Source organism: Noviherbaspirillum pedocola (assembly GCF_016632335.1).
GTDB classification, from domain to species: Bacteria; Pseudomonadota; Gammaproteobacteria; order Burkholderiales; family Burkholderiaceae_D; genus Noviherbaspirillum_A; species Noviherbaspirillum_A pedocola.
Genome location: NZ_JAEPBG010000011.1, coordinates 103,980 through 120,527, shown reverse-complemented (window position 1 = coordinate 120,527; position 16,548 = coordinate 103,980). Strand labels below are relative to the sequence as shown.

The 16,548-nt window shown below is 51.4% G+C and carries 10 protein-coding genes and 2 pseudogenes; 5 read left to right on the top strand and 7 right to left on the bottom strand.

Annotated features, from left to right (window positions below):
* Positions 1 to 17 precede the first annotated feature (17 nt).
* Positions 18 to 566 carry a hypothetical protein gene (locus JJB74_RS33380; protein WP_234484774.1) on the bottom strand — a complete coding sequence of 183 codons (549 nt, stop codon included), beginning with the start codon at positions 564 to 566 and terminating at the stop codon, positions 18 to 20.
* A gap of 494 nt (positions 567 to 1,060) precedes the next feature.
* Here JJB74_RS33380 and JJB74_RS33700 point away from each other — a divergent pair.
* Together JJB74_RS33700 and JJB74_RS33695 are read left to right on the top strand one after the other, a co-directional pair.
* Positions 1,061 to 2,215, top strand: a pseudogene (locus JJB74_RS33700) (diguanylate cyclase domain-containing protein); the annotation flags it as partial.
* Positions 2,189 to 2,905, top strand: a complete 717-nt coding sequence (locus tag JJB74_RS33695) for a putative bifunctional diguanylate cyclase/phosphodiesterase (RefSeq protein WP_325170162.1) — start codon at positions 2,189 to 2,191, stop codon at positions 2,903 to 2,905. The pseudogene JJB74_RS33700 and the gene JJB74_RS33695, both read left to right, overlap by 27 nt.
* On the opposite strand, the gene JJB74_RS33375 is transcribed toward JJB74_RS33695, so the two are convergent.
* Both JJB74_RS33375 and JJB74_RS22220 read right to left on the bottom strand, forming a co-directional pair.
* Positions 2,892 to 3,050, bottom strand: coding sequence for a hypothetical protein (locus JJB74_RS33375; RefSeq protein ID WP_234484739.1), 159 nt, complete (start codon positions 3,048 to 3,050; stop codon positions 2,892 to 2,894). The two genes, JJB74_RS33695 and JJB74_RS33375, sit on opposite strands and share 14 nt — an antisense overlap.
* A 517-nt stretch (positions 3,051 to 3,567) precedes the next feature.
* Entirely contained in the window at positions 3,568 to 4,122 is a 555-nt protein-coding gene (locus JJB74_RS22220; RefSeq protein ID WP_325170161.1) for a c-type cytochrome, read from the bottom strand.
* A gap of 423 nt (positions 4,123 to 4,545) precedes the next feature.
* Here JJB74_RS22220 and JJB74_RS22215 point away from each other — a divergent pair, with 423 nt between their 5' ends.
* Together JJB74_RS22215 and JJB74_RS22210 are read left to right on the top strand one after the other, a co-directional pair.
* Positions 4,546 to 4,830 carry a hypothetical protein gene (locus JJB74_RS22215; RefSeq protein WP_200595549.1) on the top strand — a complete coding sequence of 95 codons (285 nt, stop codon included), beginning with the start codon at positions 4,546 to 4,548 and terminating at the stop codon, positions 4,828 to 4,830.
* A 348-nt stretch (positions 4,831 to 5,178) separates the two neighbouring features.
* Positions 5,179 to 7,614 (top strand): annotated as a pseudogene (locus tag JJB74_RS22210) (EAL domain-containing protein).
* A 517-nt stretch (positions 7,615 to 8,131) separates the two neighbouring features.
* Here the strand turns inward: JJB74_RS22210 and JJB74_RS22200 are convergent.
* Both JJB74_RS22200 and JJB74_RS22195 read right to left on the bottom strand, forming a co-directional pair.
* On the bottom strand, positions 8,132 to 9,862 hold the full coding sequence (locus tag JJB74_RS22200; RefSeq protein ID WP_200595544.1) for a methyl-accepting chemotaxis protein: 1,731 nt from the start codon (positions 9,860 to 9,862) through the stop codon (positions 8,132 to 8,134).
* 428 nt (positions 9,863 to 10,290) lie between these two features.
* A complete protein-coding gene (locus JJB74_RS22195) occupies positions 10,291 to 10,689 on the bottom strand; it encodes a response regulator (protein ID WP_200595542.1) in 399 nt (132 codons plus the stop codon).
* Positions 10,690 to 11,050: 361 nt separating this feature from the next.
* Here JJB74_RS22195 and JJB74_RS22190 point away from each other — a divergent pair, with 361 nt between their 5' ends.
* Positions 11,051 to 13,276, top strand: coding sequence for a putative bifunctional diguanylate cyclase/phosphodiesterase (locus JJB74_RS22190; RefSeq protein WP_200595540.1), 2,226 nt, complete (start codon positions 11,051 to 11,053; stop codon positions 13,274 to 13,276).
* 34 nt (positions 13,277 to 13,310) lie between these two features.
* Here JJB74_RS22190 and JJB74_RS22185 read toward each other — a convergent pair whose 3' ends face one another.
* A complete protein-coding gene (locus JJB74_RS22185; RefSeq protein WP_200595538.1) occupies positions 13,311 to 13,865 on the bottom strand; it encodes a response regulator in 555 nt (184 codons plus the stop codon).
* Positions 13,866 to 13,945: 80 nt separating this feature from the next.
* Positions 13,946 to 15,874, bottom strand: coding sequence for a hybrid sensor histidine kinase/response regulator (locus JJB74_RS22180; RefSeq protein WP_200595535.1), 1,929 nt, complete (start codon positions 15,872 to 15,874; stop codon positions 13,946 to 13,948).
* Positions 15,875 to 16,548 lie beyond the last annotated feature (674 nt).

The window sequence follows — 16,548 nt, the reverse complement described above, 5'->3', positions numbered from 1 at the left end:
ACCAAAACCAAGTATTTCTATTCATCTTGTTCGTCCCCAAAGGCGATTGATTCGACATCGAGGGTCGTTCCATGCCGGGTCTTTACCACTGAACCCCATGCATGGATACAAGCACCCGGGGTCAAATAGTCGGCCAGTTCGCTTGCGGCATGCGGAGGCATGCGTAATGAAGTGCCGCTTTCCAGCAGCGCCCCACGCAACTCGCCCTTTGGTCCAAAGAGCGATAGCGTTACGCGTCCCGTAGCTTCGCCATGCTTCCGTGCGCGTTCAACCGAATGTATGCCGTGCGTAGCAGCGTCTGGTCCGTCATCGGTAATCACGACATTATCTTGGGAGGTCAGTGAAACTGCTGCTAGCACATCAGCCCCCCGCGGTTTTACACCCCGCACGCGGACTGTTGAGCCAACGCTGATATGTCGAGCTACCTGTCGACTCAAATGGGGAGGAAAGTGCACAAGAGTCGAACGGCCGAGTACAAGGCCGTCAAGGTCGCCATGTGGGTTGACTAGAAATTGAGTCACCTTGCCTTTCTTCTCCGGCAAAGAAGCTGGGTCTATCCAATGCATCGCATTCCCTTCCAAGCTGCTTAGCTAAAAGTTGCAAAACGTACCTGCTGCTACGCAACGCTATTCCCAGGCAAAGCAAAAACCCGTTTAGTTCAGCGGCGCTGCCCTATACAACGAAAAAATTCCCCGCAAACCGAACATTTGCGGGGACAACGTCGTCGCTTGACATCGCGCCTCGGAGATGAAGGCGCAAAATCAGTGTGCTCGCCATATCTTACAGGCTGCTGAAATCGCCACGCGCTACCGCTCGGATTGACGTGTACAGACCGGGAAAGAGCGAGACTTTCGCATATAGACGCCGTATGCTAAACCTGCAAAATAACAGCGCTTGAGCATTCCGACATACGAACTTCATTTGGTGCATAGTTGTGGCGTACGTGGGGTCATATGGACAAAGACGAAGTCGCGCGCCTACGCGACATGTTTGAACAGGCTCCCGGCTTCATTGCGGTTCTACAAGGACCGGAGCATGTCTACAAGTCGTCAATCTCGCTTACCGCCAACTTGTTGGGAGGGATGACTTGGTAGGTCGACCATGCCGTGAAGCGGTACCAGGGATAGCTGCACAGGGGTATGCGGCGTTGGTGGATAACGTGTTTGCCAGCGGCAAGCCGTTCATCGGCCATCAAATGCTTGTGAAGGTCCCTCATCTAGCGGGGGAGCCCGAGACCGACCGATATGTCGACTTTGTTTTCCAGCCTCTTTTCGGCGCAGACGGCAAGGTATCTGGTGTCTTCGTTCAGGGCAACGACGTCACAGAACAGAAGCTCGCACAGAAAGCGCTGCAGGCAAGTAATGAACGATGGAAGTTCGCGATTGAAGGAGCTCGTGATGGCGTATGGGACTGGAATGTCTTAACCAATGAACTGGTTGTCTCGAATCGCTATAAGGAAATCCTAGGACATGGCGATGAGGAGGTGCTGGGACGCTATGAAGACTGGGCGAGCAAAATCTATCCTGAGGACCGGCATACAGCTATAGAGTCGCTGCAGGACACGGTACAGGGCGGCCCTCCATTCCACATTGAATATCGACTGCGCTGCAACGATGGCCAATACAAGTGGGTGCTGTCTCGAGGGGTAGTGGTCGCTCGTGACGAGAACGGGCGACCAACTCGTCTGACAGGAACCATTACTGATATCTCAGAAAAGAAACAGACAGAAGAGATTATTTGGCGTCACGCAAGCTTTGATTACCTGACTGGACTACCGAATCGGCGCCTTTTCCGAGACCGGTTAGAACAGGAGGTCCGAAAAGCCCATCGGGAAGGAGATGAAGTCGTACTGATGTTCATCGACTTGGACCGCTTCAAAGAGGTCAACGATTTACTCGGTCATGATGCCGGAGACAAACTGTTAGCCCAAGTCAGCCGCCGGTTGACATCGTGCGTGCGCGATTCTGATACGGTGGCCCGCCTTGGCGGCGATGAGTTCACCGTTATCCTGACTGACTTACATGGCCACCCGCATTTTGAGCAGGTTGCTCAGAAAATCATTACTCAACTAGCTAAGCCTTTTTGGCTTGAGGGCGATACCGCCCATATCTCCGCAAGCGTAGGGATTACTCTCTATCCAGCAGACGGCTTTGAGCCTGAAGGGCTAATCCGTAACGCTGACCAAGCAATGTATGCTGCTAAGCATGCGGGCCGCAACCAGTTTCGCTTCTTTACCAAGTCGATGCAGGACGAGGCACAAAGGCGAATACAGCTCACTCAAGATTTGCGCAACGCACTAGCTGCCGAGGAGTTGTTTGTTCATTATCAGCCAGTCGTTGATTTGGATTCACGCCGGATTACCAAAGCGGAAGCACTGCTACGATGGAATCACCCTACCTATGGTCTTGTGGAACCAACACAGTTCATCCCTTTAGCAGAAGAATCGGGACTGATTCATGAAATTGGCGATTGGGTGTTCACGCAAGCTGCTTCCTGTTCCGAGCGATGGGGAGAGAATTCCGGCATCCCCTTCCAAATTAGCGTCAATCGTTCACCGGTGCAATTCTTAGTTAAGGCGTCCGTAGATTGGACCGGCGTTCTGAAAAGCAAAGGGCTTCCTCCACATAGCATTGCAGTGGAAATCACCGAGGGTTTGCTGCTCAACACCTCGCCTAATGTGGCTGAGATGCTCTATCGCTACCGTGATGCAGGTATCCAAGTAGCCTTAGACGACTTTGGTACCGGGTATTCCTCTCTAGCGTATCTCAAGCGATTTGACATTGACTATCTCAAGATTGACCAGAGCTTTGTTCGTGACATCGAGAAGAACGAGGGAAGCCGGGCAATCGCCGACTCCACGATTGCAATGGCTCACAGGCTTGGATTGAAAGTCATTGCTGAATGAATCGAGAAGCCAGAGCAAGAAGCCATTCTTCGTTCAGCAGGGTGTGACTATGGGCAAGGCTTCCTCTTTTCGCAAGCGATACCAGCGCAGGCATTTGAGCAGCTGTTGATAAGCCAAAGAAATGCACATTAAAAGTAGAAAGCATGCGTTGTGGCTTTTCCCAAAAAAGCTAGTTAATTTACTGTAGCCTGCCAAGTTGATGGAGAGCACAAAATGCGCTTCCTACTTACATGCCTACAGAAGCGTGGTGTTTTGTTGGCTCCAGATGTACTTTGTAGAGAACCGCGTTATATTGGATATCTTGTCTTCGAGTGCTGCCCTTTTAGCGACTATCCAAACCACTTTATTTCACAAGCAAGACTTCTCGAAGTTAATCATTCTTATGCTCCATGTGACATCGTTCCAAAATTGCTTGCCCCACGCGTTCTAAAACTAGAACCAAACGTGATTCTTTTAGGTGGATACGAATTGAGCATTGCATCACCATATCGAACACAGTGTCGATATAAGCAATCTTGGGAACGCTTCCCTATTAGAGGAAAATGGTGAGGCACAGCCAAGATTGAAACCGCTTTCATGCGTTCGACGTAATCTTGCAGCACTCTTCACTTTCCGACTTGGCCCGTACGATGAAAGACTCTTAACGTAGTCATGCGAGGCCGCTAGCGTTGCGAGTAGTACTTCGCTAAAGTTTCTACTTTTTCAGGAGTCATCTGACGAGCCACACTCCGCATCTGCCCATTGATGTCGTTATGCCGCGTGCCGTCTTTGAAAGCTGATAGCTGGGCTCTGATGTAGTTCTCAGGTTCACCTTCCAGCGTCGAACTCGCTGTCTTCCGGGCACTGCCACCATGGCAGGATGCGCATGGGGCGATATTAAACATCGGTGAGCCTACTTGGATGATTCGCGGAGCCTTCCTCTGCCCCAGCAGAGACGATGGCGGAGTCTCACGCAGCAAGTAAGAGTAATACGCTGCCAGGCCGCGCATATCCTGGTCACTAAGGTTGCGCGCATGAAGCCCCATGATGGCGCTCTTGCGGTGGCCTAACTGCAGGTCACGCAGTTGCTTGTACACCACCTCCGCATTCTGGCCAGCAAGATTCGGCGTATATGCTTCACTCATCCCGCGGGCGCCGTGACACATCGTGCATCGAAGCGCCAATGTCGCCGCACGGCCGACTGACACACTATCTGTGGGAATTATCTGCGGCACCATGATGACGTCGCTGGAGGTTACTTTACCTCCTTTGGCATGGCCACCTGCCTCCCGCCGGGCGCGCCAGCTGCACGACAAATCGCGTTCCAAAGACGATTCCCTAAAAGACCGTTTATATAAACACTTTTGACAAAATCCAATTCGCATGACGAGTTGGCACCGGCCTTTTGCTCTTTTTCCTTAATAGTTGTTTTTTTGGATTACCAATTTTTCCATATCGAAACTCAGCACGTATATAGCTAGGTCAAAGAAGCAGCCCTCCGATGGTGCAAAGTTCTGGTTTCTGGGTGCGACTGCTAGTTACTGTCTGACCGTGTCTATGAGCGGCATTTTGTTCCAGAGCATGGGTAAAGACGCCTGAATCGCAGAACCTTAGTGAACATGCGATTACTGCTTACACGTTTGCGTCGACGGGGGACGCTGATGACTGCTGAGGAGCTCAATGGAGAATTGAGCCATATCGGCCGCCTGCAGATACGCTATCACTGGCAAACACATGGGACTGAGTGCTTTGTCCCCATAGCGAGACTACTCCATCCGGTAAACGCGCCTACCGAAGTGGATTGCGTGCCCGCAATATCCAACTGCTACTTCGAGCAGATATCCCGTAATAAGGCGCTTCTCGAAGGATATGAGCTTGTCATCAACGAACTGGTCGGTACGGTGCACTACTACCGCCAGACATGGGAATTGTACTTGCTTGATTAGTACTGGGCATCGCGTTCGAACATGACAACGAGCAGCATCTCCATAGCGCGCTGGAGTATCGTTCACTACAGGAGTTCTAGCGTAGGGTTTATCCACAACACTTATCATGACGCCACGTCTTGTAGAAGCGGGGAAAATTCAGATGGACCTCTTGATGAGCAAAATAAATATTAAGATGTTTTGCACACCAATATGCAAGTCGCCATTCCCATCAAAAATTTGTTAAAAATCAAGTTTATAAGAAGCAACTTCATTTCCCAAAGCGCTGAAGGCATTAGAAGGTTATCCGCGAATCGGAATGGAGATGTTGTTTCGAATACGTAGGGTTCAATAGCGGGAAACATTACGATGGATAACCATGCCGCCACTAATGAGATTAACTTTGCGCTCGCTATTGAGGCCGGGAAAATAGGTACATGGAGGAGAGACCTCTCTACTGGCCTAATCTACCAAAGCGCAGTTACCTCACAAATTCTTGGTCATGGCGAGACGGAAACAATTATCCCTTTCGAGTATCTCTTTACGTACACGCACAAAGACGATTTGGAAAAATTCCGTGAACCGCTTGAGCCACTAATCCAAAGCGGTGAACCGTTCGACTTGGAGTTTCGCGTATGGCGCCCTGACGGGAAGTTACGCTGGATAGCCATACGTGGCAAAAGTATTAAAGATGAAACTGGTAACCCTAGGGAAGTTATAGGGGTTATGTTTGACATTACTGACAAAAAACAGGCGGCAGAGAGATTCCGTCTATTAACTGAGTACAACCCTGACGCTGTTGTAGTGGAAGTTAACCATTGTATTGTGTACGCCAATCCTAGCGCAGTACACCTACTAGGAATCAAGGACCCGCTTCAATGGCCTAATCACTCTATTTTGGAATTTATAAGCAATGATTCGTACGGAACTGTTGTTTGTGGATTCAAATCCATAAACGAAGAAAATCCGGCATCAGGTCTTCATGACATAAGATTAAAGCGAGGACACGCCACTTTCATCGACGTGCAGGCAGTCTTTGGTTTTCTTTTCTGGGACGGCCAGCCAGCGACCCAAATCGTGATGCGAGACATCACCGCAATTAAGAAGACCCAGCATCAGGTGCAGCATTTGAGTAACAGGCTGTCTCTTATAATTGATGGGACTGGCGAAGGAATATGGGAACTGGACGTTCCAAGTAAGACCTTTATCTTCTCAGGTGGATTTAGCAAAATAATCGGGCGACAAGAAAGTGAACATATCACTTCTGCGGAAGAGTGGTACAGCATTATCCATAAAGATGACGTGCCTAACGTCCAACTAAGCTTTCAAGAATGCTTGAAAAAGAAAATCCCTCTTTCTACCTGTGAATTTAGGATTAAAGCTGACGATGGCACGTGGAAATGGGTGCGGGTGCGTGGGGTAATTGTTGAGGAAGACAAAAGCGGACAGCCGCTCGTCATGGCTGGCACACTGGTCGATATTACCGTTCGAAAAGAATCCGACGAGCTAAATTGGAAACATGCTCATCTGGATATTCTCACATCGCTTCCTAACCGTCGCCTTTTCAGACAGTATCTTGAATATGAGATACAGAAGAGTCGTCATGTTGATAAGAGACTGGCACTTTTGTTTGTCGACTTGGATGGCTTTAAAGCGGTTAATGATTTGTATGGGCATGATTCAGGTGATATTTTGCTAATGGAGGCAGCCAAACGGCTTCAAGGCTGCGTCAATAATTTGAACACGGTCGCTCGCGTTGGACCGGACGAGTTCGTCGTGATTCTCTCCAGTTTTTCTCGTATGGAAGAAATCGAATTGCTGTGCCAAAGCATCTTGCGTAGTTTATCGCTGCCATTCAGCCTAGGAAGGACTAAAAGTTATGTATCGGCCAGTATCGGGATAAGTCTATATCCGCTAGATGCCACCGAAATGGATGAGCTTGTCCGCAAGGCGGAACAGGCTATGCACGTTGCCAAAAACGGAAAGAATCGGTTTTCCTACTTTACTCCGGAACTGGATGAGGGAGCACGCGAACGATTAAAAATAATAAACGACATTCGTGTCGCATTATCACTTCACCAGTTTGAAGTGTACTACCAACCAATTTTAGATTTAAGAACAAAACGAGTCGTTAAAGCCGAAGCTCTGTTGAGATGGAGCCATCCAACACTAGGCAGAATCCCCCCTGCCACATTTATCCCGCTTGCAGAAGAATTAGGAATTATCATACCTATTGGAGGCTGGATGTGCAGGCAGGCTATCGCATTTTGTTAACAAGCCATATCTTTGTTCGACTCGGAATTTCAAGTCGGAGTGAATATGTCGCCTATACAGTCCATGGCAGACGACGAGGAGTGCGACCTTGTACGTCATCTTGCCGAACACGGACTTTCGGGGGAGCGAATTGTCGTTGAAATCACCGAAGGCGTCCTGTTGAACGCTTCGCCTAAAGTGCAGGAGCGCTTCGACGAACTAAAAAAAGCGAAAATTCAATTGGCTCTGGATGATTTCGGGACTGGCTACTCTTCAATGTCTTATCTTCATAAATTCGACATTGATTACATAAAAATTGACAAATCGTTTGTACAAAATCTTGCTTCCAACCAAGGCAGTCGTGCAATCACAGAAACGATTATCGCAATGGCGCATAAACTGAACAAAAAGGTCATCGCTGAAGGTATCGAAACGCAACACCAATTAGACTATCTTATTCAAGCCGGTTGCGATTATGGGCAAGGTTACTTCTATTCCGAGGCTTTGCCGCCGCAAGAATTTCTCGACTTTGCACGCAGTGAACTCAGTTAAAACATGAGTTGAACGATAAACGCTCTAGTGTCGGAAGCCCTTGTGGACGACGCTATGAAGCGCATCAAGCAATTGGAAGCAGCATGGGACGGGAGACGTATTTACGTGATTGCACACATGTCGCTCAGCCTCGTGTAGAAGACCGCATCAGCGCCGGTCACCGTACCTACTGACCTACAGATTGGGACTCCTGCGTCTGATTGCAGCATCATGAACGGCGCACCGTAGGATTGAATACGATGTGAAAAGCGGTGCGCGCGCTTTAGCGCTGAAAATGGCGGGCTTTATCAGCCATGTACGCTCATCCTGCCAAGGGCCGGGTTAGCTCCGGCCGCCGCCTTCCCCGCGCATGAGTAGGAGGGGGATGCATTCGGACCATCGAATACCTTGGCGTCCAGTACAGCTGCCTTTAACCACGCAGCAACAGCTCCAGTGGCGTAACCTTGTTCCAATACGATTATTATTTTCCCCTAGACCACATCGCCTCCCGGCGGAATTGGACAGAGTTACAGCCGGCCTAGAATTCTTCCCATTCACCGGCGTCAGTCAGAGTCGGCCTGACAGTTGGAATAGGTGTTCTGCTTAAGCTTGTCGTCGCTTTTTGCGACGTAGAAGCAAGTGTATCTGAAGTACCATTCCCGTTTACGCTAGTGGAAAATGACGCGTTGCCTTTCGGCTGATAGGGCTGCGTTGACCGAACCTGCGCAACCTCAGTAGTGCGAGATTTCACTTGGAATACTGCGACGGTTTGAGCAAGAGACGCCGCCTGCTCATGCATGGACTCGGCGGCGGCTGCGGCTTCTTCCACGAGTGCCGCGTTCTGCTGTGTCACCTCATCCATCTGTGCGACTGCCTGGTTGATTTGCTCGATTCCGCCGCTCTGCTCGCGGCTGGCAGCGAGTATCTCGGACATGATGTCGTTCACCCTATGCACGCTTTCGACGACCTCATTGATGGTCGCCCCAGCCTCGCCAACAAGTTTGCTGCCTTGGCCTACCCTCTCGACGGAACCGCCAATTACCGTTTTGATTTCTTTCGCGGCCGCTGCAGAACGCTGAGCCAGGCTTCGAACCTCTGAGGCCACGACTGCGAACCCACGTCCTTGCTCGCCGGCGCGCGCGGCTTCTACAGCCGCGTTCAATGCAAGTATGTTCGTCTGGAATGCGATGCCGTCGATGACGCTAGTGATATCCGCAATCCTCTTGGCGTCGGCTTCAATAGCGTTCATGGTGTCGACCACTTGGGCGACAGCCGCGCCGCCCTTCACGGCGACCTCAGAGGCCGCGGTTGCCAAGTGGTTAGCTTGCGCTGCGCTATCGACGTTCTGCTTGACCGTCGCGGTAAGTTCTTCCATCGACGACGCCGTCTCTTCAAGTGAGGAGGCTTGAGATTCCGTACGCGATGACAGGTCCTGATTGCCCATGGCAATCTCGCGGGAACCGGTGGCGATGGTTTCTGTACCGCCGCGGATACGTCCAACTATCTCGACAAGGTTACCGTTCATCTGCTTCAACGAGGCCAGTAAGTGCCGAATTTCTTCATCGCCGGCAGGTACGATATCGCTCGTGAGGTCACCGTTGGCGACCTTGTCGGCAATCTCGACTGCCTTGTTCAGCGGTCGGGTGATAGCCCGGGACAGCACGACGCCGCTAATGGCCGCCGCGAATAGGCCCGCAAGCATCAGGACGATACTGAGCAGGCTGGCGGCATCACTGGCCTCCTTGGCATGGGCGACGCGCGCCTGGGTCGCCTCGACAATCTTTGCACGGGCTTTGTTGAGAAGCTCAGCAGGCGCACGGTCTTTTCCCTTTACTGCGGCGTCACCAACAGCGTGGTCAAAATTGGCTGCCTTGAACTGTTCAAATCCCTTGCGGTAGTCCTCACCCATTTTGCGATGGGCATCGGCGAATTCAGTCACCAGCGTACGCACTTCTCCTTGGAGCAACGAGGACTGCAGTTTGCGTGCAGCGTCGTCGACGGCTTTCTCATGCGTTTGGAAAGCTCCCCAGTACTTTTCCAATTGCTGCGGGTCCTTACCGCGCAGCAGAGTGTCTTTCCACTCCTGTACCTGCGTTTTAAATTCGAACAGCATTGAACTGATTTGCTGCTCATTGCCGTAGTCAACGCGGATGACTTCTGCATAGTCATTTGCGGCGTCATGCAATTTATAAAGCCCAACGGAGCCAGCAGCCGCAACAACAAAGGAAATAACAACGAACGCAATCGGAAGTTTGTATCGAAGTTTCATATTATGTATTACTGAAAATTGTGAGCACACTAAAGAATCGCACCAAATTCGCGCACGGTACGCACCGATAATGGGCGAAATTCATGCAAATAGCCGTTATTTTGCATGAAGATATCCATCTTCATTTCCTATAGGAAATACTAACATGAAACTTAGTTAAGTGCGGCAATCCACTTACGGGGCAAGCAAAAACACAACGTCGAGAAACGTTGTCCGAATGGTGACTCCCTAGTGCGCGGGAAGGGGCGGTCGTTAGAAGATGTGCTGTTAGGTCACGACTATAACGATGCGCGGTCGCACAGTCACTGAAATATCCTGTACCTGCGGAATTCACTGACGTACATAGCGCAGTGTTTGCCGCTCCCGCTACGCTAGGGTTGTTTGACAAACTTTGCTAGAAGCAGGTTGGCTCCCTCATAGGGAGAAGGTCACGATATCCGGGAACCGGCTTCAATTTCGTTCAGCAAACCTGTCAGAATCTCGATGTTCACCGGCTTGACGAAATGGTGGTCAAATCCTGCCGCCTTGGATTTGTTTAGGTCTTCCCGCTGCGCGTATCCGCTGACTGCAATAAGGTGGATTTTGGCGGTTTTCGTATCTGCTTTCAGCCGCCTTGCAAGTTCATGACCGTCCATAATGGGCAGTCCGATATCAAGAATCGCGACGTGAGGCGGCTCTACAATGGCATGTTTTAAGGCGACATTGGGGTCATGGACAACAGTAACGTCATGGCCAGAAAACTCTAGCAAGAGCTTCAGCATTTCTGCTGCGTCTACGTTGTCATCAACGAGAAGGATACGTAGGGCTTTCGGTGTCTGATGGTGCATTACTCGTCCTCTCCCCAGCTAGCCTTCTTGCAACCTCCGTCAGAGCGCCGCAACCACATACGGTGGATAAAACAATCCCCTACCCGTGCGGTTAGCTCGGCATTCTACAGCTCTTCGCTACAACTCGACCATGGTCGCGAGCCGAACCAGAACCGGAGGCCTCCCCTGAAGCGTCACTGCGACATTGGTAGGAGACTCGACTGCTTTTTAGTTCTCGTGGGCGCCTTCAGAACTGCAAAGTCCAGGAACCCGAAACCGTAGCGGTTATGGCACGAATTCGGGAATAAGGTACGTTCTTGTCAACAACTCAAGCCGTAGAGTAAGTTAATACTAACCGGCCTTAGAAATATCCGAGAGAACCATGGCGGTTGCTGTAAAGCCGACGGTTACCGATTGGCAACCAGAAACCTTCCTCAAATACACGGTTACTCCCATGGACTATGCCGAAGATGATGGAAATGGACCACGAAACGAAACTGGCGGCCGCGAAGAAACTGCCAATCTCATCAAGGCGCTTATGGCAGAGGTGCAGCAGTTGCATCGTATGTTTGCCCAAGCGCCCGGCTTCATTGCCGTCCTCCGCGGTCCTTCCCTCGTATATGAAGTAGTCAACGAAGCCTACTACCAGCTTGTTGGCCACAGAGAGCTGATTGGCAGGCCGATTCAAGAAGCTCTACCAGAGCTTGGCGGTCAAGGTTACCTCGAGATACTTAAGAATGTTTTCTGTACTGGAAGACCGTTCTCAGGCGCACTCTTGCCTGTGACGTTACAGCGAACATTTGACGGCCCTACTACAACTATCTATGTCGACCTCTTATTCCAACCGCTTATTGACGATGAAGGGAATACGACAAGGATTTTTATTCAGGGTCACGATGTAACGAAGCAAAGGGATGCCATTGAAGCGCTGAACGAGAGTAATCAACGCTTGAACTTTGCCCTGGAAGGAGCCCGCGCCGGCATTTGGGATTGGACGTTCCATGACAACGAAGTCGTGTACTCGAAGCGTTGGAAGGAAATCTTAGGATATGGAGAAGGCGACATTCCAAACCGGTACCAAGAATGGGTGCGGCGAATTCATCCAGACGACCGACAAGCCGCGTTGGAGGACATTCAGGCGACAATGAAGGAGCAGGCGCCATTGAATATCGAGTATCGCCTGCAGTGCAAAGACGGTACCTACAAATGGGTAATTTCTCGAGGCGTTGTTGTCGCACGAGACGAGCGCGGGCGGCCGGCACGCATGAGCGGCACCATGACCGACATTAGCGACAAGAAGAAGTCAGAGGAAATGATTTGGCAGCACGCGAATTTCGATATTCTGACGGGACTTCCCAACCGCAGATTGTTCCGCGACCGACTCGAGCAAGAGATTCGCAAGGCGCACCGCACCGGAGACGAGATTGCCCTGCTATTCATCGACCTCGACCACTTCAAGGAAGTCAATGACCTTCATGGCCACGATGTGGGCGACCAGTTGTTAAACCATGTCGCATCGCGCTTGAGTAGTTGCATCAGGGAATCAGATACGGTTGCCCGTCTCGGCGGCGACGAATTCACCATTATCCTGACCGAACTGCATGAGCCGCATATCGAACTCATGGCTCAAAAGATTACCCAAAAATTAGCAATGCCCTTTGTTTTGAATGAGGGAATAGCGCACATTTCAGCCAGTGTTGGAATCACACTCTATCCCGCAGACGCGGACAACACGGCTGACTTGATACGTAATGCTGACCAGGCAATGTATGCCGCCAAGGCGGGTGGGCGCAATCACTTCCGCTTTTTTACTAAATCAATGCACAGCGAGGCGCAAAACCGTGTCCGTCTCGCTCAAGACTTGCGCAGCGCATTGACTTCAAAGAGGTTGAAAGTCTATTTCCAGCCAATTGTAGACTTGAGCAGTGGCGAGATTTCAAAAGCGGAAGCGCTATTGCGGTGGAACCATGACGCATTAGGTGACATTTCGCCGGCAAGGTTCATCCCAATTGCCGAAGAATCAGGATTAATTCACGAAATCGGTGATTTTGTATTCAGCGAAGCCGTTTCTTGGGCCATGCAATGGAGTGCAAAGAGCAAAAATACATTCGAAATAAGCATAAATAAATCACCAATACAGTTTACACGAGGGGCATCTATTGACTGGCCAGCCTACCTTGCTGAGAGAGGTCTCCCGGCAGGATGCGTGACAGTTGAGATTACCGAAGGCGTTCTGCTTAACGCCTCTACACAGGTTGCCACAACACTGGATAAATACAAGGATACCGGGATTCGTGTTGCTCTTGACGACTTCGGCACTGGATATTCATCCCTCGCATATCTAAAAAGATTTCATATTGACTGCCTGAAAATCGACCAAAGCTTCATTCGTGACATTAGTGTGAATGAAAGCAGTCGTGCAATCGCAGAGTCTATTATTGCCATGGCGCATCGGCTGGGAATCAGGGTCATTGCTGAAGGTATTGAGGAGCAGAATCAGTTAGATATATTGCGCCTAGCCGGATGTGATTATGGGCAAGGATTCATTTTCTCAAAAGCGGTGCCGCCAATTGAGTTTGAGGCCCTTCTGGAAAACAGGATGAGTTAGTTAAGGAGACTCTATTTTGATTAGAGCTGCGAGCCTAATTCGGCTTCAGCAACAGGCGAATGACTTGGTCAATGCGGTATGGTTTCTTAAGAAAGGGGAAATCGTGCACGTTGCCGTGCCCCACCGTAGCCGGATTGGGGTAGCCCGAAGCCAGTATGACGGTAATGGAAGGATACCGTTTGCGGACTTCATGGCCGAGTTCAAGGCCGTTCATATCTGGCATAACGACGTCGGTCAGTACTGCGTCAATATTCGGATTTTGCTCCAACATTTGCAACGCTTCTTTCCCGCTTGCAGCTATGAAAGCTTCGAAACCGGATTCCCACAATAACTCTGAAGTCATCTCTAAGAGGTCGGCGTTATCGTCAACGAGCAAGAGTTTGAAGGACTCTGCATCTTTGTCGGTTTCTGCGAAGTCCTGCTCATCGCTTAACCGGCCCTCCACCGGCGGCGTCCGCTCGGAAGCAGCATTGGGAAGAGGTAGAGGCGATATTTGAGAGGGCATTTCGCGCGGGGCTGAGAGTAACAACCTAACTGTAACAGAGTTACCTCTTCGCAACTTTATTGCCGTGCAAAATTGAGACAGCATTTGAACACCTTTAGACGACCCGGTACGAGCACGGGGCGTTTCTAACGATGAAACGGTAAGAGAAGCCGTACATGTAAGACTTATCCAAGCGTGCGAAGTTGCTTAACTATTTCGGCTATCCGATAGGGCTTGCGAACAAGAAGAAAGTCGCCTCCCCCTTGGCTATCGGAGCGGGTTGGGGCGTCTTTAGGGTCACTGTAAGCCAGAAGCACGCGCACCTCCGGAAGGAGCCGCCGGGCTTCCCGAGCCAACTCGACGCCGGTCATGCCTGGCGGGGCTACATCGGTAAGCAGAATGGAGATGTTCGGCGCGCTCTTCAGAATCGCGAGCGCTTCGGCACCGCCGTTAGCCTCCAGCGCTTCGTAGCCCACTCCCTCGAACAGCGACACCGCGGCGCCGAGCGTATCCTGGTCGCCGTCAACAACAAGAACTTTCCCCCTAGCCGACTCAGTAACGTTGGAAACGGCATCGCTTTCCTCTGGCCCCTCGAGTGCAGGGAGGTACAAAGAAATGGTGGTGCCTGCCCCGACCGTACTGGTTAGTGTCATCCCGCCATTAGATTGCTGCACAAAGCCATGAACTTGGCTGAGCCCCAGACCGGTTCCCTGGCCAACGGGCTTGGTAGTGAAAAACGGGTCCCGTGCCCGCGCAACGACCTCTGGGTGCATTCCGCTGCCGGTGTCGTGAAGCGCAATTTTGACGTAGCGCCCTGCTGGGAGCTCTTCGATTTGATGGTCCAACAGCTCGACATTTTCAGTAGTCAATGTCATAGCGCCGCCCGCCGGCATGGCATGCCGCGCGTTTGTCGTCAGATTTAGTAATGCCGCCTCAAACTGCGTTGCATCGACCATCACCGGACTCAGCTCAGCGGCAAGCTGTAGATTGAAAGCGATACTGCTGTCGCCGACACGGCGCAATACCGGCTCAAAGCCTTCGATGACGCGATTAAGGTCGTGCCGCTCGTGTTTCATAGGTTGCTGGCGCGCGAACGCCAACAATTGTTGCGTCAAGGCGGTCGCCCTGTCCGCAGCGCGCTGCATGCTATCCAAGACCTTTGGGTTTGGAGGACTACCAGGATGAGCTGAGAGGCGTTCGAGGCCGCTTACCAAGATGGCCAACAGATTGTTGAAATCGTGCGCGATGCCACCGGTAAGCATGCCGATGGCTTCCAGTTTCTGGGACTGGAACAGCGCCTCTCTGGCCCGTTCAAGTTCCTCGGCCGCCTTCTTGCGCTCAGTAATGTCACGGGTAATCTTGGCAAAACCAACAAGTGTCCCTGATTCGCCGTAGATGGCGTCGATGACTACGTTCGCCCAGAACCTGCTGCCGTCTTTGCGGACTCGCCAGCCTTCCATCTCGATGCGCCCGTCTTGGGCAGCCTTTTCCAGCGCCTTCTCGGGTAGCCCGTTAGCTTGGTCCTCTTCGGTATAGAAGCGCCGGAAGTGGGTACCAACGACCTCCTCTTTCGCATATCCCTTGATACGCGCGGCGCCGGCATTCCAATTCGTCACCTCGCCAGCCGGCGACAGCATGTAAATCGCGTAGTCGGTAACGCCCTGGACCAGCAAGCGGAACTGTTCTTCACTGGCGCGGAGAGCCTCCTGCGCCTGGCGCCGCTCGGTGATGTCCCGGGTGATTTTCGCGAAGCCGAGGAGATTGCCGTGAGCATCCCGAACAGGGTCGATGACGACGCTGGCCCAAAACGGAGTGCCGTCCTTCCGCACTCGCCAGTTTTCCTCCTCGTACTTGCCCTCCTCGAGGGCAATCCTGAGCGCCCTAGCAGGTTTGCCATTCGTGCGGTCTTCTTCCGTATAAAAACGGGAAAAGTGCTGCCCGACGATTTCTTCAGGTGCATAGCCCATAAAACGCTGAGCACCAGCGTTCCAGCTGCTAACGACGCCATCCGGGGACAGCATGTAAATTGCGTAGTCGGCAACACTGGTTAGGAAATGGCGGAAGTGCTCAAGAGTTGCGGTGCCAAAACTTGCAGTAGGAAAGCGTTCAGACATGAATCCTTTTGGTCCAATATGGTTTGCGCATCTTAGCTTGGGGCTGTCGTAAGCCGAACAAGGGCATGCATTGTCCTATTTTGCTCAATCCAAGCAAGGTAATAACCGGGTGGGTCCAGTGGCGTGATGACGGGTAACTCCTTACGCCGCCGTCTCGATGCGTTCTGAACGCGTTAGGGACGGTGGAGGACGCATGTGACAAGGGGATGAGGGCTTGGCCACGCCCGCAGCTTTTACCTTGAACTGGTAGCCCCTCCTGATTCGCTGGCCCTTTAAAGGACTCCGTGCGCGTGGGCGTATGCCAGGACGTCCAAGGTAGCCGCTGACCTCAAACGTCGATGTCCCCTATTTCGTGCGCAGGGCCAGCACCAACACTCTGGTTCCAGTACCGCATCAGTTCGTTCAAAAAACACTTTACCAATTCGGAAACAGTAAAAGTCCGACTGCCCTTTACAACTGGGTTTGTGGGAACCTATTACTGTCCGCGTTAGTCATCCTTACAACGCGAAGACAGGAGTTCGTTATGGATTTGCTTTCCTTAGAACTCAAGACCTATTACGGAAACTTGCCCAACTTGCTCAAGGACGAAGGGAAATTTGTCCTAATCCATGGCCCCATAATTGTGGGGATATTTGAAACATATGCAATGGCGACGAATGAGGGGTGTACAAGGC